This window comes from Calothrix sp. PCC 7507 (genome assembly GCF_000316575.1).
GTDB lineage: Bacteria > Cyanobacteriota > Cyanobacteriia > Cyanobacteriales > Nostocaceae > Fortiea.
Genome location: NC_019682.1, coordinates 452,943 through 474,206, shown reverse-complemented (window position 1 = coordinate 474,206; position 21,264 = coordinate 452,943). Strand labels below are relative to the sequence as shown.

Here is a 21,264-nt window from a genome sequence, read left to right as displayed (position 1 = left end):
CATCAATACAAAATTAGCAGATATATATTTAGTGTACTTGTTCTAAATGTAAATGATTAATCATAATTTTTTTTTAAACCATGCTAAAAAATAGCATAGTAAATTTTTAACTAATTCTCAGCATAAATTAATATTTTTTGGCAACACGACGCTTTAAATTATCTTTAGAAGTAAATTTGCGGACAATCAAGGCTATGAGGTTTCAGCATTTAGTCATTCTTGGCATTACAGCCATTGTCAGTGTCAGTTGTGCAAAACAAACTATCTCTAATCAGCAAGAAACTCCAGCGCCATCGACAAAAAGCATAGCTAGTCCAGTTGCAGACGGTGGCACTTTTAAGGCTGGAGAACATCCCATTCGGGGAAAAGTCAGCATCACTAATAAAAAAGGGAAACGCTATCTAGAATTTGACAGGAATTTTAAAACTAGCGACGGACCTGACGTATATGTTATTCTTTATCGTTCTCACACACCACCAACATATGGTATTAAAGAAAAAGATTATGTCAGTCTTTCCCGCTTACAAAAAACTAGCGGTACTCAAAGCTATGTCCTGCCTGAAAATGTGAAGTTAGGAGACTTTAAATCTGTAGCGATATGGTGTCGTAAATTTAATGCCACTTTTGGCTATGCTTCTTTGTAGATAGTCATTTGTTATTTGTCATCAGTCAAAAATCAACAGTCATTCTTCCCAATTCTTCTAATTATTTATCCAGGTGTTATATGCAAATAGCTGATTTTCTGGGACTTTTACATCCAGTAGTGGCAGTTATTTTTGTCTTTCCACTCATCGGTATTGTAGTTAACTTCGCATGGCAAACACGCCAACGCCGCCTGCAAACTTTAGCGGGAGCTAAGAGTAAAATACCTCCAGTAGTTGGCTCAGAACATAGAAAGATAGGTGAATGGCTAACAGGTGCAATTGTAGGATTAGTTTTACTTGGGTTAGTTTACCCCATCGGGAAAAATATCCTCAAGAAACAATTATGGACTACTGCACCTTTCCAAGTGGTTTTCATCGTGTTATTGTTTGCTGCTACGACTGCCTCTTTAGTATTACTTTATCAGGCTCGAGAAAAAAAATGGCGGGGGATTTTCGCAACTTTAACTGGCATGGGTTTAGTAATTCTTGGTTGTCAGGATGGAGTTTATCGTCTCACAAATCAGTGGTATTGGTCGCATTATTATATTGGTATGACTGCAGCATTACTGATGATTTTTTCCTTAGCAATTGTTCAGGATATTTATCAGGATAAATCTAATCGCTGGCGTACCATCCACACAATTCTAAACTGCATTGCTTTATTGCTATTTGTCGGACAAGGTTTAACAGGTACACGTGATTTACTAGAAATCCCGCTTAGTTGGCAAGAGCCGTATATCTATACGTGTGATTTTGCTAATAAAACTTGTCCAACTCCCAATCCTCAAACACCAAAGTGAATCAAATTAGTAAAATTTGCCAAAAAATTGATCTTTTTTCATTGCGGGTACGCCTGACGATTGGTATTGCAATAGTTTCAGCTTTGGGATTAAGTAGCCTCGCTATCTGGACAAGCTGGAAAATGCAGCAAATTCTCATTGATGGGAACAAACATAAAATTGTACAAATTACCAATCGCTTACCGCGTGATGTACAACTTTATAGTGAAATGATGTCACCAGAAGCGGGATTGCAAAAGACGATTGGTAGCTTTACGAATACCGATACATTTGTATGGATAAAAAGTCCTGATAATAAAATTCTGGCAAAATCCACTAATTGGAATCAGTTATCTGATGCAACATCGAACGAGTTAATGTCTCTAACTGAGATGTCAATTAAACCCAAAGTAGACAAAATTAAGCAGCGCTACTTTGTTTTATGTGGTGGTTCCTTGCGACTCCAAGGTAAAGTATTGAAACTATTCGTTGTTCAGGATGTTACTCGCGAACAAACAACGTTTTTGGCAATGGTGCGGACTTTGACGATTGGGAGTATTTTGATAATCATAGTAATTTCTGTAGCGATCGCACTTTACATCAAGCGCGCTCTCAAACCCTTACTGCAACTTAGCCAAATGGCAGAAGTTATTTCCGCCGCAGATTTACCAGAGGCAAAATTATATATCGATCAAGCACCTACCGAAGTTACAGAATTAGCTCAAACCTTCAATATGCTGTTATCTCGCCTCTCTCAATCTTGGGAAAAAGAACGACAATTTGTGAGTAATGTTTCCCACGAATTACGCACACCATTAACTATAGTACATGGTTATTTGCAAAGTGTATTGCGACGGCAAACTAACTTAACAGCTACCCAACAAGAAGCTTTAGAAACGGCTGCATCTGAAGCAGAACGTACCATCCATCTTTTAGAAGATTTACTAGATTTAGCAAGGGCAGATAGTGGTTATTTACATTTCTCCATGAAAACCTGCGTGCTGAATGAATTAGTGGTCGAAGTTGTGGGTATGGCGCAAAAGTATAGCGATCGCACAATTATAATTGAGTTAATAACTCAGCCAATCGAGATCAAAACAGACTACAATCGCCTGCAACAAGTATTATTAAATTTAATTGACAATGCTGTTAAGTATTCTGATGCTGGTACACCTATAACTTTAAGTCTAAGCCAGCAAAATGAAGAAGCAATTATTCAAGTTTCTGACCAAGGATATGGCATACCTTTGCAACATCAATCGCGGATTTTTGAGCGCTTCTACCGCGTAGATGAAGCCCGGACTCGTTCTACTGGCGGTTGCGGTTTGGGGTTATCAATTGTGAAAACTATTGTAGAAATTATGGGCGGTAGTGTAACTGTGCGATCTAAGTTAGGTGAAGGGAGTGTATTTACAATTAGTTTACCCGCCTCACAATCACTATTACAAAAAGTCTGAAGTCTGAAAGGAAGAAACATGCATAGTTAGCCTTGAGGCGATTTGTAATAGCTAAAAACCTTATACCCTTAGCGTTCTGTCTTTTGACTTTTGATTTTTTGTTGTACTAGTACAGCACGGCGTAAATAAAGCTACCATTCTAAAACCGCAAAAAGCTTACAGTATATACTTCTTTATTTCATACTTCATACTTCATACTTCATACTTCAGCCTTTTTGTACTAGTGTGATTCAAGAGAGTGTAATGGCAAAGTTACTGTTACTGTTGTACCTACATCTTGCTGACTTTCTAAGTGAATCTCACCTTTATGTATCTCCACACACTTTTTCACAATTGCCAATCCTAACCCTGTTCCTTGAATTTTATCGACATTGCTAGCACGATAGAAACTTTCAAACAAACGGGCTTGGTCTTTGAGAGGAATTCCCTTCCCTTGGTCTTTTATCCGAAAAATTACAATATCATCCTGACAAACAAAATCAAACCAGATGTTGCTCTGTGAAGTCGAATACTTAATAGCATTGGAGAGCAAATTGGTAAAGATACAATTTAGTAAATCTTCGTCCATCTCAGCTTGAATACATTCTTCTTGAGCGCTAAAGATAATATTGTGCTGATTACCTGCGCTCATTTGCACCATTTCTACAAGTTCACGACAAAAAAGTTCTAAATTCAGCGGTGTAGGGTTGAATTCAAGTTTAGCTGCTTCAGTTCTGCTGAGGAATAATATTTCATCTAAAAGCCGCAGCATTTGGTTAATAGCATATTGAATTTGATCAAAGTATTTAGCTCTGCGCTCATTGGTCAGTTTATGGTTGTTATATTCAATAATCTCTACAGCTGTGCGAATTGTGGTCATAGGAGTCCGGAACTCGTGGGAAACCATCGCCACAAAGTTTGACTTTAGCTCATTGAGTTCTTGTTCCTTCTCCAAAGACAAACGGCTACGTTCCTCACTTTCCCTTAATTGATTGAGAATTTCGCCCCGTTCTATGGCGTAGCGAATAGCACGTAATAACCGTTGGAACGTAATTTGATCTTTGACAAGATAATCTTGTGCGCCTTCTGTCATTGCATTTAGGGCTAAATCTTCGTCATCTAGCCCTGTCAACACTACAACAGGGATATCAGGTATTGCTGCTCGATATTCTTTGAGCGTATTTAGTCCAGTAGAGTCAGGTAGGTGGAGGTCTAACAAGACGACATCAAATCTGTGTTGATTTTTCGTGATTATATCTATTGCCTCAGATAGACGCTCAACATGTCTCATTTGCCATTTTTGCTGTTCAGCCCGCAAAAAAACTTGCTTGAGCAGGCTAGCGTCCGTAGGGCTATCTTCTACCAGTAGAATATGAATCGTTATCTTTTCCATAGGATAGGGTTATATCGGTTTGGTAGATAATGGCCATATTACCTCTCAGTCAAAAAACACTTAATCTTCTATTTTCGTAACAAAACTTTAAATACTCCAACCTATTATTCTTGTGGTAGTGCTACTGCTACTAGCCAGAACTCTTTGATTAACTGGACAACTTGGATGAATTGGTAGATATCCACAGGTTTAGTAACGTAGCAATTAGCACTGAGATTATAAGAACGAAGAATATCCTGCTCATCTGTTGAGGTTGTGAGGATGACAACAGGAATACGCTTGAGATGGGGATCTGATTTGACTTCTGTGAGGACTTCGCGTCCATCCATCCCTGGCAGATTCAAATCGAGCAAGATTAAATCTGGACGAGAAACACCAACAAACTCTCCTTGTTGTCGTAGGTAGTTCATTGCAGTTTCCCCATCTTCAATCCAATACAGGTTATTAGCAATTTTGGCATTCTGAAAACCTTTGATGGTGAGGTTAGCATCGCTAGGAGAGTCTTCAACTAGCAAAATTTCAATGTGTCGAAATGCCTGATTGTGGGTCATAAAACAGTGCTAAGTGTATGTGTGTTACACACTTTTACAGTACATCTAATTTTCAGGAAGAGTGAAATAAAATGTCGTTCCCACGCCCGGCTCAGACTCAGCCCAAATCTCACCAGTATGGCGCTCGACAATTTTTTTACAGATAGCTAAACCTATACCTGTACCTGCGAATTCTCGACGAGTATGCAGACGGCGGAAGACTTCAAAAATTCGCTCAAGATATTGGGGTTTAATACCAATGCCATTGTCTTGTACCGAGAAGAGCCATACGGATTTCTGAGTCAAAAGTTTCTCCTCTCCTGCCTTTGCTGATGCTATTTTTTTAACTGCGCTGATGTGAATTTGGGGTGACTCATGACGACGAAACTTAATGGCGTTACCGAGCAGATTTTGGAATAGCTGCACCAGTTGGGTTTTGTCTGCGAGTAAAGTTGGTAAAGGGTCATGAGTTATTTTGGTGTTGCTTTCGGCGATCGCTACCCGTAATTGATCTAGTGCCTGGTCAAGTACAGCATTACAATCAGTGGGGACAAATACTTGACCGCGAGTGCCAATCCGGGAATAAGCTAATAGGTCTTGAATCAACTGCCGCATCCGCGTTGCGCCATCGACTATGTAAGCCAAGTATTCGGTGGCAGACTCATCTAGACGGTCGTGATATTCCTGTTCTAAAAGTTGGCTATAACCTCCTACTGCTCGCAACGGTTCTTGTAAATCATGGGAAGCCACATAGGCAAACTGCTCCAACTCCTGATTAGAACGTTTGAGATCCTGATTCAGCCTTTGTAACTCCGCCGTGCGTTCCTCAACTTTGATTTCCAGTTCTGCTTTTGCTTGTTGCAATGCTTCCTCTGCAAATTTGCGAGCGGTGATATCTTGAAAGAAAATTGATAGTCCTTCGGGGAAAGGGTAAAGGCGATTTTCAAACCAGAGATTCCAAAGTGGATAATATTCTTCCATCTCAATGACTTGCTGTTCTGCCACAGCCTGATAGTAGACATGGTAAAACTTACTACCCACAACTTCAGGGAATTCTTCCCAGATATTTTTGCCAATCAAGTCTTGAGGATGGCAGTTGAGAATTTGTCCTGCTCTTTGATTGATATAGGTATAGCAGCAATTGCTATCTAGAGACACAAAGCCATCCGAAACCGTATCTAAAATGTTCGCCAGTTTTGCTTTTGCAGCTTGCTGTTCCAAACGAATAGCTTCTTCAGATAAAGTCTTGTTAATGCGAATTTGCTTTTGTAGGAGTGAGTAAACCAAAATTAACAGGACTATGCTCAAGCTATATCCCAGACTGACCACAATGATGATTTGCTCAACACGAGCATCTGTCGCTGCTGTCCGCATTCGCAATAAGGTTGTTTCTTCATTCTCCATGACTTGGTTAATTGCCTGGAGTTTTTCACCGACAAATCTACCCTGATTTGTCATGGCGATTTGAGTTGCCTGATCTTGACTATTTTGCCTAAATAACCTCATTGATTGCTCAAGCAGGTCTAATCTCGCGACAATTAGGGGTTCCAGAATCTCCAGTCGGCGTTGTTGCTGAATATTATCTTGGGTAAGCTGTCGTAGGTCTTGAAAAGCCTGGTATACCTTTAGTTGTTCCTGCTCATAGATTTTTTGGTCAACAACCTGTCTGGTAAGGATATAACCACGTCGTCCGCTTTCAGCTTTACTGAGACTAACATTCATTTTCTGGAGAGAATTTAGGACTTCATGGGTATGTATCACCCATCGTTTTTCTTCGGTCAACTTTTGGACACTCAGATAGGAAACCGCTCCGACGCTACACATTAGCAGTAGCGCCAAGCTAAAACCACCAGCAATAAATTTTTCTGATAATCTGTTCATCCCATATTCATAGGAGTGCAGCCAATAACTTGATCTGACTCAGCCTAGGGTGTTGACTCTGTGCCTTTTTAGGTGATAAAAATTCAGGCAAAATTTGTGTAGTCATTGCGAACGCTCCGTACCCTACTCTAAGGCTAACGCCAACGCAATGACAGGAAAGAGATTTTACACTCGCACAAAAATAGCATGAACTAAAAACGGGTAAATTTCATCAAAGTCAGCAGCCTAGACTTAGCCCTAACAGCAAGTTGCTTGATCCTGAATAAGATAATACCGTGGAATTCTCCCAAGTGATCAAGAATTTAAGCGAATGGGGCATTTAAGTTGCATATTTTATTGTGTAGACAGTAGATTGTTAACTGTTTACTGTCTACAAAGAAATAAAAACGATTGATTGTCCAATGAATCAGCGTTTTAGCTTACCAACAAAAACGGGTGGATAATTGTGAAATAATCACAACTCCACCCGCACGTACTGAATCAGGAACGCTGGAAAAAAAACCCTGCTGGACTGGGTTGACTTTAGACGGTTCAAATTAATTAGCGGGATTCGGTTCCCTGATTGGGACTACCTGCTACAGAATCTTCACCTGGTGCTTCTGGTGTTGCGGTAGGTCTAGCATTACTTTTTTCAGCATCACCAGTTTTGCGGATGCTTTCATCAAGGGGAGTTTGATAACCACCAGAAGCAGTAGGTGTAGTCTCTTGATTATCAGATTTTTGTTTTTGTTTTTCAGACATAGCTAAAGTCCTGTTATTTAATCTACCCATCATTTTAAAAAATAGAGAGTGTAATTTTATCTATCTAAAATGTAGTTATGCTTGATTTATCTATCTGTCGGAAGCATTATTTAGTAATAACTCTTGTATGCTATTAGGAATGCAAAAAAGGCAGATGAAGTAAAAATACTCCCTACCGTTCAAGAAGGAATTTAAATCAGATTTAAAGTAGTAATCACTCATTTCTCATGCAACAAAGCGATTTATCCTTACCATCTGAGTGTGTTCTCCGCAGAGCTACGTCTACAGATATGTGGTCAATTAGGTGGTTGGTGTTCTCAGCAAAACTTGATCCGACTCAATTACGCTGGCAGCAATTTTGGGTGATTGAATGTGACGGAAATTTGGCAGCTTGCGGACAGCTACGTAGCTTTTCTAGGGTGCAAGAACTGGGTAGTTTAGTTGTTGCACGAGCTTGGAGGGGACGCGGTTTAGCTACTTTTCTCACGCAGCATCTGATAAATACAGCAACTCAGCCGCTATATCTGGAATGTCTCGGTCAGCGATTGGTGCAGTTTTACAGCCGCTTTGGTTTTGTAGCAGTTTCCTTTTCAGACTTACCACCAGCGCTCAAACCTAAGTTTGGGTTGTCTGAATTAGCCAAAAAGCTCCTTAGAGTTCCTGTCGTCTTCATGCAACATTGAGCAACTTAACTGGGTAAGTCCAATTAAATACAGCTTTTCGGAGAAAATGTGAGTTAAACGAGTATCAATCTAGGGGTGGTTTAGCAAAAATAGTCAGTAGCACAGGACCTAGTAAATAGTGGTGACTCACACATAACAGTCCAGCAGCAGCACCTAGATATTCACGTTGCTGAGGACTGTAGAGTCTAATTTTGCCGAGAGAACCTAGGTGGAGCGGAATTTCTGCCTCATTTTTCACAGTGGTATCAACTAAATAGAAGCGTCCACCAGGAGAAAGCACCCGCGCCACCTCGCTCAAAACCTGTCGAGGTTCCAAATAGTGCAAGAAACTAATAGTGTTGAAAACAGCATCAAACTGACTATCGGCAAAGGGAAGAGATTCAGCTTTACCCTCAACATAGATTAAACGTGGATGGTGGCAATTTTTCTGTCTAGCTACCTGCAACATCTGAGGGGATAAATCTAATCCTGTACCACGCAATTCGGGGAACTTGGATGCTAGACGTTCTAGCAAACGTCCAGTACCACAGCCTAAGTCGAGTACATTGGCTTTGGTTGCTAAATCGACGTATTCCAACAGTCTTTTGTGGACGGTTTGATAAAACACTGACGGAAAAAGCCAGTCATAGCTTGGGGCCCAGAGGTCAAAAATTTTCTTCTTGTTACTTACAAATTCACGAGTCATTATTTTTAGCTGCTTCAGAGCTATTTACGCTTGAATTTGGGATTGGGAATAGGGAATAGGGAAATCTGGCGTTACGTAGTGAAGGAAAGAATCTCGCAGATGCTTCATTCCGCTAGCGCTACATTCAGCATGACAATCACAATTCATACCGCAATCAGCAACACCGGAAATCTTAACAGCTTTGAAAACCTGTCCGAAGATCACGACTGGCTCCTTAATTTTAATTATAGGCATTTTCCTGTTCCCTCTTAACTAGACACATCATCCGGAAGCCAGGAACTTGGATGTGTAGTTATATTTGTTCCTAAAAATACTGACAACGGAACCAAGACAAAACTCTTGACTGCATAAAATAACAGAACTCAAACGTATATATTCATAGGGGTTCAACCCCAAAAAAACTAGCTAAATAATCAGGAGAGCCATGATGACAAGCTTTATGCAAATCCGGTTACATAACGACCTACTACACCCAGTCCGTGAGTGGTTAGACAGGATAGAAATTCACAACAGCAAACTAGCTCATTTCTTGTGCAAAACCATTCCTGCTCAATGTCCATTTGAACGAGATATTAAACTATTTGGTCGCAAGCTGTTGCACATTCCCCCAATGTGTAAGTTAAATCCTCTTTACGAAGAAGTAGTGAGCCTGCGTTTTAAAGCACTCTGTTATCTTGCTGATGAATGTGGTGAAGATGTAACAGTCTATTGCTGAAATTAAGTGGTATTGTGATGCAGCAGCCATTAGCAACCGCAGATTTACGGTTGTTACGGACTCAGGACTATACTAAGCTAACGTACAACTAATTAGATGTCTGGCTATTTAGTAGCTAGTACCTCTCTAAAACTTTCCTCGTCTGTGTATCTGCTTACCATATCCTGCTGAAATCACTAAAATCATTTATGACGCACATCTTACTGGTTGAAGATGAAGTCAAACTAGCGCGATTCGTAGAATTAGAGCTAAATTATGAAGGCTATCAAGTTAGCATTGCTTATGATGGCTTAACTGCACTCACCGCAGCGCGGGAGTTAAATCCGGATTTAGTAATTTTAGATTGGATGTTGCCTGGTTTGTCGGGGTTAGAAATCTGCCGTCGCTTGCGAAGTACGGGTGACAAAGTACCGATAATTTTATTAACCGCTAAAGATGAAGTGAGCGATCGCGTTGCTGGTTTAAATGCTGGTGCTGATGATTATGTAGTTAAACCCTTCAGTGTCGAGGAATTAATCGCCAGAGTCCGTGCCCACTTGCGAAGAAACCAGGAAGCAGACGCCGCAGACATATTAGAATTTGAAGACTTGAGTCTAAATCGTCGCACGCGGGAAGTATTTCGGGGTGAGCGGTTAATTGAGTTAACAGCGAAAGAATTTGATTTATTGGATTATTTACTAGCCCATCCGCGACAGGTAATTACACGCGATCGCATCTTAGAAGAAGTCTGGGGTTATGACTTCATGGGCGATTCTAACATCATCGAAGTCTATATTCGCTATTTGCGCCTAAAACTCGAAGCCAACAACGAAAAGCGCCTTCTGCAAACTGTGCGCGGTGTCGGCTATGTTTTGCGCGATTAAACCCCCCTACTGTAGGTAGGTTTAGGGATTGTTCTGTTCTCAGCAAAAACTCATCCTATTTAGAGTGAATCAGATTACGATGCACAAAACAGTACGAGTGCAATGATACCATTTCACTATGATTTAGCTGGCTATAGCAATTCTCATATGAATGAAATACACCCAGACTCAAAGGAGTCAGGAGCCAGAATATCGCACTCTCTGAATTCTGAATTCCGACTCCCTGATGAAGGCTGTATTGAACTCGACTGAAAACCGCTATATTAATTCCTCAAACCCTCTAACGGCAAAGCTATCCTCATCTAAAATCTCAAATTCAAAATCTCAGGCAGTATGACCTATTTAGAAACAGCGGCGCAATTCTACCACGACGTAGCCAAAACACCACAAGTTGGACTTTGTTGTGTCCAAAGCACACCGCTGCAACTCCCGGGGCTAAAAATTCCTCTGCCCATGCAAGAAATGAACTATGGTTGCGGTACTACTGTTCATCCCACTGAACTAGCAAACCAACCCACCGTGCTGTATGTTGGTGTTGGCGGTGGCTTAGAAGCTTTGCAATTCGCTTATTTTTCCCGCCGTGCAGGTGCGGTAATCGCTATTGAACCAGTTGCGGCTATGCGAGAAGCTGCCACACGTAACTTAGCACTTGCTGCTCAAGAAAACCCCTGGTTTGACACCAGCTTTGTGGAAATTCACCCAGGTGACGCTTTTAAATTACCCGTAGGCGATGCTTCTGTAGATGTAGTTGCCCAAAATTGCCTCTTCAACATCTTTGAACCAGAAGATTTAACCCGTGCTTTGCAAGAAGCATATCGCGTCTTAAAACCAGGCGGACGTTTACAAATGAGTGATCCAATTGCCACTCGTCCGATTCCCACGCATTTGCAACAAGATGAGCGGCTACGCGCCATGTGTTTATCAGGCGCTCTCACCTATGAAGAATACACTCAATTGATCATTAATGCTGGCTTTGGTCAAGTTGAAATTCGTGCCCGTCGCCCTTATCGTCTTCTAGATTCACGGACTTACAACCTCGAAACAAATTTACTGCTAGAAAGTCTTGATTCTGTCTCTTTCAAAGTTGATATACCAGAAGATGGAGCTTGTATCTTTACAGGTAAAACAGCAATTTATGCTGGTGTAGAACCCTTGTTTGATGACGCAGCCGGACATCTACTGCCACTTGGTATTCCAGCAGCAGTATGTGATAAAACTGCAGCTAAACTTGCAGCTTTAATGCCAACAGAAATTATAATTACTGAGTCAACTTGGCACTATCAGGGCGGCGGTTGCTGTTAAAATTAACGCCAATTAAAATCTTGTAGCTGTGATATCCCCGACTTCTACCCTGCGGGAAGCCACCCTATGGGTGTCTACAAGAAGTCGGGTATCTGAACATAACTAACCTCTCCAAATTACTGATATAGACCACTAATATATTTTTACAAATGACAAACTTATTTAATACCTCAATAATGCCATTTAAACAAAAACTCAGCCACCCTCTGACTAAACATGGCATAACTATTTTACAAATTAATCTGGGAAAACGCTGCAATCTTGCTTGTACACATTGCCATGTTGAAGCCAGTCCAAAACGTACAGAAGAGCTTTCTCCAGAAATTTGTGAACAATTGATAGAATTAATTCACAGATTTCCTGAAATTAAAATTGTGGATCTGACTGGTGGCGCGCCAGAAATGAATTATGGATTTAAGCAGCTAGTAGAGGCAGCAAAAACGACAGGTAAGCAGGTGATTGTTCGATCTAATTTGACTATTTATTTTGCAGATGGTTTTGGTGATTTACCTGAATATTTTGCTAAACATCAAGTCAGAATAGTTGCTTCTCTCCCTTGCTACCTAGCAGATAATGTAGATAGAATGCGGGGCAGTGGGGTTTTTGATGGTTCCGTCCAAGCCTTGCAATGGCTTAACCAACTCGGCTATGGACAAAACCCAGATTTAATTTTGGACTTAGTGTTTAATCCGCAGTTACCCACAACTGAAAAATTTTCTTTAGCTCCTGAACAGACTAGTCTAGAACGAGATTACAAAATGTTCTTACAAGAACATTTTGGGATTGTATTTAATAGTCTCTTCACCATCACCAACCTACCAGTTGGTAGAACTAAAATGCATTTAGAACGGAAGCGGCTATACATCAATTATCTACAATTTTTGGAGTCACATTTCAATGCCAGTACAGTTGAGCATGTAATGTGTCGTGATGAACTTTCAATTGACTATTTAGGTAATGTCTATGATTGCGACTTTAACCAGATGATGAATCTGCCAGCGAAGACTCATAATGGTGAAATCTTAACAATTACTAAATTGCTAGAAGCCGGTAGTTTAGACTTAATTTCTGAGGTGCAAACAGCTGCTTATTGCTATGGTTGTACTGCTGGATCTGGTTCCAGTTGTGGTGGTGCTTTGTTATAAAGTCAAATGAGCAGAAGCTCTCTGACAATCCAAAATCTAAAATCGTTCGACTGACTTGTACTGAGCGTTGTCGAAGTAGCGCTCACGACGAACGCGAACAGCGTTCCGCAGGAAAGTCTAAAATCCAAGATAGTATAAACTTTCTGTTACCAAAATTGTTACGAGCCTTTTATTACTGGTCGGCTACTTTATCATGATATGTAGTTAAGCTCCTCACACTACACTAGAAGCCGTGGAACTCTATGTTTCACGGTCTTTTTTTATTTAGGAATTATTTAAAAACGATCGCCAAGAGAGCGATCGCCTAAAAATCCCACATACTCTTTGCGAACCCAGGATGGGATTAACTCTCCAGGATGCAGGAGGCTGTTGCTAGGGTTATCGCTCCTGTTTGCATGTGTTCAATATCTGATAATGACCAAGAACGAGGTGCTTGACAGTTATGAGCTACTAATAATCCCCATAATCCTCTGGGAATTAATACTGGGACAACTAAATTGGCACGAACCTGCATACTACGGAGAAAATCTCGGTGACAATCTTGAATTTCTTCTAATTCAATATCGGCGATCGCTCTGACTCTTCCTGCTAAATACATAGCAGCATACTTGTCATTAAAGCAGTCATCTGGCCCAGTGGAACCAAAAATTGAGTATTCATGAGAACTTACAGATTCAAAAGTCACCTGTCCGTGCCACTGGCCGTAGAAGTAATACAAAGCCACGCGATCAGCTAGCAGTGATTCTCTGAGTTGATTGATTGTTTGCCGGACTAATGCATCCCTTTGCATTTTAATGACAAGGCGATCAAGTACTCTTTGTAAACCCTGCTCACAATGCTGTTTTGCATTGACGTTAAACTCTGAGGAGGAATAAATTTCCACAAGACTGCATAAATACTGACTGGATACTTTCGATTTTTTATCCTAACTTATCAGAACTCTTACTAAAATTTATTCTGTGTTGCAGCTAGGCGATCGCTTGTCATGAACAATAGTACCAGTCAATATTCTCGGTAAATATTGCCAAAAAATTAAAACTTGTTTAAGTTTTATCTGCTATTTTTATTATGTTTAGTCAGCTAATACCCAAAATTAGTTTTCCTATAAACCTGCGTTATGCAGGTTACAGCAGCGCTGTCACCCTACGAGAGACGTGGTTTTTGAACCATTCATAATTTAGTTTTTCCTGTCAATGTGTAAATCATGTTACATACACAACATATACGGAATCATATTTGATTTCTGAAAAAATCTAAGTATCTGTAGGGTGTGTTAGGACGGAGTCCGTAACGCACCAAATCCCTAAGAATGGTGCGTTACTAATTTTGTTCAGAAATCAAACCGGATTCCTATATGACAGCTAAGGTCTGCAAGCGTGTACTCGTGACTAAAACTATGGGGACTCTGGTACGGACTACTAATTTTTCTTCTGGGGAATGTAAAAGAATTTTCATAAACCCCTTTACAAAAATAAATAAAGCCACTAATGTTGATGCATGGGTAAGCAAAATTGCTCACCCAAAATCATAAACACATAAAGCACTCATAAAAAAATGACAACCACCTTACAACAGCGCAGTAGCGCTAACGTATGGGATCGGTTTTGCGAGTGGATCACCAGCACCGAGAACCGAATTTATGTCGGTTGGTTCGGCGTATTGATGATCCCCACCTTGCTAGCCGCAACCGTTTGTTTCACCATCGCTTTCATTGCAGCACCCCCTGTAGACATAGATGGTATCCGTGAACCAGTAGCAGGTTCCTTAATCTACGGAAACAACATCATCTCCGGAGCAGTAGTTCCATCCTCCAACGCCATCGGCTTACACTTCTACCCAATCTGGGAAGCAGCTTCCTTAGACGAGTGGTTGTACAACGGCGGACCTTACCAACTAGTAGTATTCCACTTTCTGATCGGATGTGCTTGCTACCTAGGTCGTCAGTGGGAATTGTCTTTCCGTTTAGGAATGCGTCCTTGGATCTGCGTAGCATACAGCGCGCCTCTAGCGTCTGCAGCAGCAGTATTCTTGATCTACCCCATCGGTCAAGGTTCATTCTCCGACGGTATGCCCTTGGGTATATCCGGCACATTCAACTTCATGATCGTGTTCCAAGCAGAACACAACATCTTGATGCACCCCTTCCACATGTTGGGAGTAGCAGGTGTGTTCGGTGGTTCATTGTTCTCTGCAATGCACGGTTCTTTGGTAACATCTTCCTTAGTTCGTGAAACCACCGAAACCGAATCCTTGAACTACGGTTACAAGTTCGGACAAGAAGAAGAAACCTACAACATCGTTGCAGCCCACGGCTACTTCGGTCGCTTAATCTTCCAATACGCATCATTCAACAACAGCCGTTCACTGCACTTCTTGCTCGCAGCATGGCCAGTAGTTGGTATCTGGTTCACAGCTTTGGGTGTCAGCACAATGGCGTTCAACTTGAACGGATTCAACTTCAACCAATCAGTAATTGATTCTCAAGGTCGCGTCATCGCTACTTGGGCTGATGTGATCAACCGCGCTAACCTGGGTATGGAAGTGATGCACGAGCGTAACGCTCACAACTTCCCCCTAGATTTGGCTGCTGGTGATGTTGCTCCTGTGGCTCTGACTGCTCCTGCTATCAACGGTTAATTTTTAACTGCATCATAGCTTAGAAAAAAAGCGCCCCCCGGTAACGGGGGGCGCTTTTTTTGTGCTTGGAGCAAAAAAAGATACATGCTTTTTGTCTGTTTATCAAAATCCTTCAGTGATACAATCTGGATTTCTACTGATATCGCTTGTAGTCATAATCTGACAAAATCTGGGTGTGTATAAATGGCTAAAAATCAGTTAGATCAAGCTATTCAAAAATATATTGATTCCCTTGATGCACTCGAAAAGGCTTTAAAAGAAGTTGATTCACCTAAATTATCATCAGAACAAATTTTAGATACTCTAATTGCTCGTCATGCAGTACAAGTAGCAATAGATAAGTCAAATCCACTTGATCGTAAAATTTTGCTCAAAAATCTCAACAGACTAGATAATCGCTTAAGAAAACTCTTTAAGAGTATTAATTACTCAACTTACTTGGCTAAGTGGCGAACTTATTTGAATCCTTCTGAAGAAGCTTGGTGGTGGTTCCTTGACTCTTTAGCTATACCTTGGTCAGAACGCTATGATTGGTTGTGGAGTTTTCTGTCTCTAGTTTTTTTAGTAGCTTCTGTCAGTTTAGCGGTAGATGTTTCCTCTCAATTTTTAAGTGGTGGGCCAGATTTCGTTGGTACTCTGGCTGTGATTATTCAAAGTGTTTTAACCCTACTAGCAGGTGGCGGTGCTTTAACTAAAAGTGGACAAGATGTTATTGAGCGTGTTTTATCTAGCTTAAAACTACCTAAGCATTGGTGGCATGAAGTTAGTTTCTTATTTTCATTGTTGCTGTTTCTGGGTTTACTTAGCTTTCATCAGATGGGGCTACCATTAATTGCTAATAAATATAACTATTTTGCTGAACAAGCTTATATCAAAGGTCAACTAGCTAGTGCTGAAAATAACTTTAATCGCGCACTTCAACTCAATCCAGACTATCCAGAAGCTAATTATAACCTCGGACGAGTTTACGAAGTTTTACAACAAGATGACCGCGCTGCTGCAGAATATCAGCTGGCGGTGAAAGGAGAATATTACAAGGCTTACCATCGATTAGCCCGCCTGTATATTCTCAAGAATAACAAAGACACAGATAATTATTCTAAGGCTGTTGCCTTGCTCACCGAAGGTAGGTCTAAGGAAGCTCAAGACGACGAAGAGATAACTTACTACAACCGCACATATATGGGTTGGGCAAGACTAGGGCAAAAACGCTATTCGGAAGCACAACCTCTGCTGATAGAAGCAAATGATATCAACTCAAAACTCATAAATCAACAGGGACTTGCTCATTGTTTACTGGCACAGGTACTAGATGAACAGAGAAAAGATGAGCAATTAGCAATTCAAATGTGGGAACTTTGTGTGGCTAAAAGCAATCAAACAAAACCAGATGAGGATATGTGGATAGGTGTGGCGCGTCAACGTTTACAGAGAATGGAAGAAAAGTAAATGAAATCTAGAATTTCTGTGTCAGTGGCTAGTAGTTTAATACTTTCAGCTTCAGTTTATGGGCTGTCTCTCCAGTTCAATAAATATGCTCTGGCACAATCACAACCACAAAATCATATTGCTGAAATTATTCAGGTACAAGGTGGTAGAGTCGAACTCAAGCGCGAAAATTCCCCGAATTACAGCCTCACTCAAAGAGGTGAAAAGTTGCATTTAGGTGATTTATTGCGGGTGGCGAAAGGGGTAAAAGTTGTAATCCAGTGTAATCTCAATAAAACAAATTGGATTATACCTGATGATGGTTTACCTTGGGGTGTGGCAAATACTTGTTCACCACCAGATAAAAAGCAGAGTAGTACAGCTATGGGTAATTTGTAATCACTATGTTGTAAGCGCTTTTGGGTGGTTTATTTGGCTATCTTATACTAGTTAATTTAAGATCTTTTCAAGGCTGAATAATTATTTTTATTTATATTAAGATACTTGGTTAGTTGGCATATTTTAGAATAGCGATCGCACAACCTAGGTAAGTCGGCACAATAAAACTAAACTATGTGAAGAAAAGTAAACAAAGCTCAAACCCAATTCTCTGCTGTATTCTGGCTGGTTGTTGAGCGTAGCCGAAACACTGTCTCCCATCTTATTCCCAATGATAATGATTGACGCCGACCTACTTAGTGCTTCTATGCCTTCCGCTCCAGGGTGACATTAAATCGTGTTGCGTATCAGACTTAATGGTAAATGTCGCTGCCAATTATCTTCATCTGCGACATAGTTCGGTAGTGACTCGTCTTGTAAACATATCTTTAAGTACTGGCGTTTGGTTACTTTCTCTCCGTTGACGAAGTACTGAGGAAAAGCCCGCCGCAATCGACCATGTTTATTCCACTGACGATGGATACCATGTTCAACACCAGACTTGAAGTGCTGTTCACTAAAGATAGTTTTGTTGTCACTTTTCCACCACCGTTCGTATCCATCTCTATTCCCATCTTTGAGATATCGCTCTTCGGCAAGTATGCCATCAGACTCGTACCAGAGATCGGCTCCTGTGCCGTAATGCATTTCATAAATGCCAATCAGTTTTCCCTCGTCATCGTATTGTTTAGCGATGCCGTGTTCTTTACCCTCGAAGTAGTTAGACTCCTCCCTTAACATTCCATTGTCATGCCATGTCCGAAAGGAACCGTGCATCAGTTTACCTTTGAGTTCATACTCCATTGATAGGTGTCCTTCTTCGTCCCACCAACGATAACCTACCTTTTGTTGATTGATATAGTAAAAAGCTGATTTTTTTAAGCCGTTGATCCAAGACTCATTTATTTCTTCGACAGCATTCTGTGGAATTACCATTTCTAAGTTTATGGTATTGGCTTAGTTAACTATAGGAATCCGGCTTGATTTTTGAAAAGATACGTAGGGTGTGTTAGCGACAGCGTAACGCACCAAATCCTTGATGATGGTGCGTTACGGATTTTATCCTAACGCACCCTACGATACCTAATTTTGTTCAAAAATCAAATAGTAGTCCTATATCTAACGTTTATTATACGGAAAATTTTTGGGAGCGTTTCAATGATAGGACTTACGCATGTGTCACAGTCAAAGAATGGTGCGTGACGCTATAAGTCTTTAGCCTGCGTACAGAGTTTTGTCGTAACGTCACACACCCTACAAATATCTTGTGCCAGTTGCGTAAGTCCGGTGAGTGTAGGAGATGTCACCTCAACCACCACACCAAAATTCCCGAAGAATGTCATCATAGTTAAGGTAAAACACATTGGAGATAAAACCACGGTTTACGCACGCCCTTTAGCACGGTTAATTGAGCAGTTGCAACGCTTACCGGGAGTTGGACCTAAATCAGCCCAGCGTCTAGCTTTGCATATCTTGAAGCGGCCTGAATCAGAAGTAGAGGCTTTAGCACAAGCCCTGATTGATGCCAAAAAACAGATAGGCTTGTGTTCTGTCTGCTTCCACTTGTCTGCTGAACCGGTTTGTGAAATCTGCCGCAACCCTAACCGCGATCAGAACACTATATGTATAGTGGCGGATTCTCGCGATGTGATTGCATTGGAAAAAACCCGCGAATATAAAGGTAAGTATCACGTTTTGGGTGGGGTGATTTCGCCTATGGATGGTATTGGCCCAGAACAGTTGACAATTCAAGCTTTGGTGCGGCGGGTAAGTCAGCAAAAACCGCAAGAAGTGATTTTGGCAATTAGTCCAAGTGTAGAAGGTGAAACCACTACACTGTATGTTGGTCATCTGTTGAAACCATTTACCAAGGTGACGCGGATTGCTTTTGGTTTACCTGTGGGTGGAGATTTGGAATATGCGGACGAGGTGACACTGGCGAGGGCATTGGAAGGTCGGCGGGAGTTGGATTAGATGCAAAAGATTATAATTAAAAAGATTGCAGTTCTCTTTGAGAATAAATACGATCGCAATAAATCGCCCAAGCAATGCCAAATAAACCACTAAGAGAACCGGCGACAGCAGCTGTTAAACCCCATCCTAATGGCCCAGTCCAATTGGTAATTTCTTTAAGAATAGCTGTATTTACTTTGCCAACGATATAAGCTGTTCCTGTAGCCGCAACTGTGACTAAACCCAAATCTGTCAAGATTTCTACAAGTTCTTTGCTAGATAAATCTTCTTGAAAATAGATTTTCCAGATGTTAGTGTACATGAAAATATCAGATACAGTTAACAGAATCTGTTTAGGAATTTCCCCCCCAGGGGTTGGTGCTGCTGAAGCAGTACCGCTACCCACAGAGTAAGAGGCGATCGCTAAGACAACTTCTAATCTTTTTTTGCCTAGATTACTCACTATGTTTATCTCCATCCTCTTTAACTAGAGTAGACTATCTTTCAGTAAGTAACCAGGACAAATTTGTCTCCAGCGATGCAGCTACACCAGAGGAAGAAAATATGCAGTTGATAGAACTGAGCCTTGATACCACACATGAGGCGGTTGATTGGGTTTGTACGCTGCTAGCTGAGACTATTGATATTACTGATGTTCAAATTACACAATACCTCGCTGATTCAGATACTCAGGATGTAGTAAACTCCAATTGGACGTTTACAATTCACCTATATTTACCTAATGATGCCCAGGTGCGAAGACGCATAGAGAAAATCGAGAATTTGCTATCACCCTTGCATCGCACAGGACTAGCGACGGCAATTGAGACTACTGTGGTAGAAGAGAAACTACCGAATGCAGACATCCAAAGCCCCTTTGTGCATCGGATTGGGAAACGGTTTATTGTGCAAGCACCGGATGCATCCGATCAATCTCAGACGGCAGATGAAATCACTATCAGAATACAGAAGACTCTCTCCTTCGGTAGTGGTTTACACCCAGCAACAATTCTGAGTCTACAACTGCTAGAGCGGCACATCCTCCCGACAATGAATGTACTTGATCTGGGATCAGGTTCAGGAATTCTGAGTGTAGCGATCGCCAAATTGGGGGCAAACGTTTTAGCTTTAGATAATGACAGTATTGCTGTGCAAGCTACTCAGGATGCTGTGCGTCTAAATCAAGTAGAGCAAAAGGTGACAGTTATGCAAGGAAGCCTTGGATGTGGCAGCGAAATGGGGCATTGGATGGGCAAAGATACCATCAATAATGTAGCCAAAATCGATACTGTAGAAGCTTTTGACCTCATCGTGGCGAATATATTAGCACGGATACACATTGCCCTCGCCGATGATTTCCGACAGGCGCTGCGACACACTAGTTTACAAACAGGATTATTGATTACAGCTGGCTTTACCACCGATCATGAAGAAAGTGTCACTGCTGCATTAACAGCAGCAGGATTCGCGATTATCGATTGTGTAAGATTCAACGAATGGGTAGCACTCGTTCATCGATTGAATTAAAGTTCATTAATGAGCTGGGACTCATCTGGTTCATCGGGAATTGCATCAGGTAGTTCATCTTCCAGGAGGCGCAGACTAGGCTGGGTGTTTGAGTTAGAGGATATGACCTCTCTTTTTTTGACTACTATGTTAAATTATTTGCGTTTTCAACCGCTTCCTTTAACTCTTCAAAGGTAATACTACCGTCTTCGTCGGAATCATACCGTACTAGTAACTCCTGGGGACTACTGGTATTTGTTTCTGATGAGATGATTGCACTTAAACCAGGGCTTAAAAAAAGCTCATTAATGGAAATTTTGCCGTCCTGGTCGATATCTAAGGTATTAAAAAGAGATTGAAGCTCTTGCTTGGTTGCCATAAGTTTCTATGTGAAGAACCGTTTTCCAACTTAATATCTCATTAATAAATTAAATAAAATTGCATCCTTAGACGTAGAAACGGGTATCGCTGGGGCTTAGATCAGGTATTGCCCTTTAGAGTAGTG

At 41.1% G+C, this 21,264-nt stretch carries 23 protein-coding genes; 13 read left to right on the top strand and 10 right to left on the bottom strand.

Annotation, left to right across the window (positions count from 1 at the left end):
* The first annotated feature begins 194 nt into the window (after positions 1-194).
* From CAL7507_RS02125 to CAL7507_RS02115, 3 genes are all read left to right on the top strand, one after another.
* On the top strand, positions 195-644 hold the full coding sequence (locus tag CAL7507_RS02125; RefSeq protein ID WP_015126772.1) for a DM13 domain-containing protein: 450 nt from the start codon (positions 195-197) through the stop codon (positions 642-644).
* Positions 645-724: 80 nt separating this feature from the next.
* Positions 725-1,444, top strand: coding sequence for a DUF4079 domain-containing protein (locus CAL7507_RS02120; RefSeq protein ID WP_015126771.1), 720 nt, complete (start codon positions 725-727; stop codon positions 1,442-1,444).
* The gene (locus CAL7507_RS02115) at positions 1,441-2,880 is read left to right on the top strand and encodes a HAMP domain-containing sensor histidine kinase (RefSeq protein ID WP_015126770.1); all 1,440 of its coding nucleotides are present in this window, start codon (positions 1,441-1,443) and stop codon (positions 2,878-2,880) included. The genes CAL7507_RS02120 and CAL7507_RS02115 overlap by 4 nt, the downstream gene beginning before the upstream one ends.
* A 220-nt stretch (positions 2,881-3,100) precedes the next feature.
* Here the strand turns inward: CAL7507_RS02115 and CAL7507_RS02110 are convergent, their stop codons facing one another.
* From CAL7507_RS02110 to CAL7507_RS02095, 4 genes are all read right to left on the bottom strand, one after another.
* Positions 3,101-4,252 (bottom strand): hybrid sensor histidine kinase/response regulator, encoded by a 1,152-nt coding sequence (locus CAL7507_RS02110; RefSeq protein ID WP_015126769.1) that lies wholly within the window; start codon positions 4,250-4,252, stop codon positions 3,101-3,103.
* A 104-nt stretch (positions 4,253-4,356) separates the two neighbouring features.
* The gene (locus CAL7507_RS02105; RefSeq protein WP_015126768.1) at positions 4,357-4,803 is read right to left on the bottom strand and encodes a response regulator; all 447 of its coding nucleotides are present in this window, start codon (positions 4,801-4,803) and stop codon (positions 4,357-4,359) included.
* Between the two features lie 45 nt (positions 4,804-4,848).
* Complete coding sequence (locus tag CAL7507_RS02100) at positions 4,849-6,663, bottom strand: ATP-binding protein (RefSeq protein WP_015126767.1); 1,815 nt, start codon at positions 6,661-6,663, stop codon at positions 4,849-4,851.
* A 540-nt stretch (positions 6,664-7,203) separates the two neighbouring features.
* Positions 7,204-7,404 (bottom strand): hypothetical protein, encoded by a 201-nt coding sequence (locus CAL7507_RS02095; protein ID WP_015126766.1) that lies wholly within the window; start codon positions 7,402-7,404, stop codon positions 7,204-7,206.
* A gap of 227 nt (positions 7,405-7,631) precedes the next feature.
* Here CAL7507_RS02095 and CAL7507_RS02090 point away from each other — a divergent pair, with 227 nt between their 5' ends.
* Positions 7,632-8,087, top strand: coding sequence for a GNAT family N-acetyltransferase (locus CAL7507_RS02090; protein WP_015126765.1), 456 nt, complete (start codon positions 7,632-7,634; stop codon positions 8,085-8,087).
* Between the two features lie 64 nt (positions 8,088-8,151).
* On the opposite strand, the gene CAL7507_RS02085 is transcribed toward CAL7507_RS02090, so the two are convergent.
* Complete coding sequence (locus CAL7507_RS02085) at positions 8,152-8,772, bottom strand: class I SAM-dependent methyltransferase (RefSeq protein ID WP_015126764.1); 621 nt, start codon at positions 8,770-8,772, stop codon at positions 8,152-8,154.
* 24 nt (positions 8,773-8,796) lie between these two features.
* Complete coding sequence (locus tag CAL7507_RS02080) at positions 8,797-9,006, bottom strand: hypothetical protein (RefSeq protein WP_015126763.1); 210 nt, start codon at positions 9,004-9,006, stop codon at positions 8,797-8,799.
* Between the two features lie 193 nt (positions 9,007-9,199).
* Between CAL7507_RS02080 and CAL7507_RS02075 the strand changes: the two genes are divergently transcribed.
* The 4 genes from CAL7507_RS02075 to arsS all read left to right on the top strand — a co-directional run bounded on the left by CAL7507_RS02075 (position 9,200) and on the right by arsS (position 12,797).
* A complete protein-coding gene (locus CAL7507_RS02075) occupies positions 9,200-9,487 on the top strand; it encodes a Mo-dependent nitrogenase C-terminal domain-containing protein (protein WP_015126762.1) in 288 nt (95 codons plus the stop codon).
* Positions 9,488-9,675: 188 nt separating this feature from the next.
* Positions 9,676-10,350 carry a response regulator transcription factor gene (locus tag CAL7507_RS02070; RefSeq protein WP_015126761.1) on the top strand — a complete coding sequence of 225 codons (675 nt, stop codon included), beginning with the start codon at positions 9,676-9,678 and terminating at the stop codon, positions 10,348-10,350.
* A 333-nt stretch (positions 10,351-10,683) separates the two neighbouring features.
* The gene (arsM, locus tag CAL7507_RS02065) at positions 10,684-11,652 is read left to right on the top strand and encodes an arsenosugar biosynthesis arsenite methyltransferase ArsM (RefSeq protein WP_015126760.1); all 969 of its coding nucleotides are present in this window, start codon (positions 10,684-10,686) and stop codon (positions 11,650-11,652) included.
* Between the two features lie 149 nt (positions 11,653-11,801).
* Entirely contained in the window at positions 11,802-12,797 is a 996-nt protein-coding gene (gene arsS / locus CAL7507_RS02060) for an arsenosugar biosynthesis radical SAM (seleno)protein ArsS (RefSeq protein ID WP_042341148.1), read from the top strand.
* Between the two features lie 343 nt (positions 12,798-13,140).
* On the opposite strand, the gene CAL7507_RS02055 is transcribed toward arsS, so the two are convergent.
* The gene (locus tag CAL7507_RS02055; protein WP_015126758.1) at positions 13,141-13,680 is read right to left on the bottom strand and encodes a GAF domain-containing protein; all 540 of its coding nucleotides are present in this window, start codon (positions 13,678-13,680) and stop codon (positions 13,141-13,143) included.
* A 671-nt stretch (positions 13,681-14,351) separates the two neighbouring features.
* Between CAL7507_RS02055 and psbA the strand changes: the two genes are divergently transcribed.
* The 3 genes from psbA to CAL7507_RS02040 all read left to right on the top strand — a co-directional run bounded on the left by psbA (position 14,352) and on the right by CAL7507_RS02040 (position 17,261).
* Positions 14,352-15,434, top strand: a complete 1,083-nt coding sequence (gene psbA / locus CAL7507_RS02050; protein ID WP_015126756.1) for a photosystem II q(b) protein — start codon at positions 14,352-14,354, stop codon at positions 15,432-15,434.
* A gap of 183 nt (positions 15,435-15,617) precedes the next feature.
* Positions 15,618-16,883 carry a tetratricopeptide repeat protein gene (locus tag CAL7507_RS02045; protein WP_015126755.1) on the top strand — a complete coding sequence of 422 codons (1,266 nt, stop codon included), beginning with the start codon at positions 15,618-15,620 and terminating at the stop codon, positions 16,881-16,883.
* Entirely contained in the window at positions 16,884-17,261 is a 378-nt protein-coding gene (locus CAL7507_RS02040) for a hypothetical protein (RefSeq protein WP_015126754.1), read from the top strand.
* 330 nt (positions 17,262-17,591) lie between these two features.
* On the opposite strand, the gene CAL7507_RS02035 is transcribed toward CAL7507_RS02040, so the two are convergent.
* Positions 17,592-18,236, bottom strand: a complete 645-nt coding sequence (locus CAL7507_RS02035) for a toxin-antitoxin system YwqK family antitoxin (RefSeq protein WP_015126753.1) — start codon at positions 18,234-18,236, stop codon at positions 17,592-17,594.
* 426 nt (positions 18,237-18,662) lie between these two features.
* On the opposite strand from CAL7507_RS02035, the gene recR reads away from it, so the two are divergent.
* A complete protein-coding gene (recR, locus tag CAL7507_RS02030; RefSeq protein ID WP_042341718.1) occupies positions 18,663-19,274 on the top strand; it encodes a recombination mediator RecR in 612 nt (203 codons plus the stop codon).
* Positions 19,275-19,290: 16 nt separating this feature from the next.
* Here the strand turns inward: recR and CAL7507_RS02025 are convergent, their stop codons facing one another.
* The gene (locus CAL7507_RS02025) at positions 19,291-19,716 is read right to left on the bottom strand and encodes a hypothetical protein (RefSeq protein ID WP_201447874.1); all 426 of its coding nucleotides are present in this window, start codon (positions 19,714-19,716) and stop codon (positions 19,291-19,293) included.
* A 101-nt stretch (positions 19,717-19,817) separates the two neighbouring features.
* On the opposite strand from CAL7507_RS02025, the gene CAL7507_RS02020 reads away from it, so the two are divergent.
* Positions 19,818-20,780 carry a 50S ribosomal protein L11 methyltransferase gene (locus CAL7507_RS02020; protein WP_015126750.1) on the top strand — a complete coding sequence of 321 codons (963 nt, stop codon included), beginning with the start codon at positions 19,818-19,820 and terminating at the stop codon, positions 20,778-20,780.
* A 124-nt stretch (positions 20,781-20,904) separates the two neighbouring features.
* On the opposite strand, the gene CAL7507_RS02015 is transcribed toward CAL7507_RS02020, so the two are convergent.
* Positions 20,905-21,138, bottom strand: coding sequence for an EF-hand domain-containing protein (locus CAL7507_RS02015; protein WP_015126749.1), 234 nt, complete (start codon positions 21,136-21,138; stop codon positions 20,905-20,907).
* Positions 21,139-21,264: the final 126 nt, after the last annotated feature.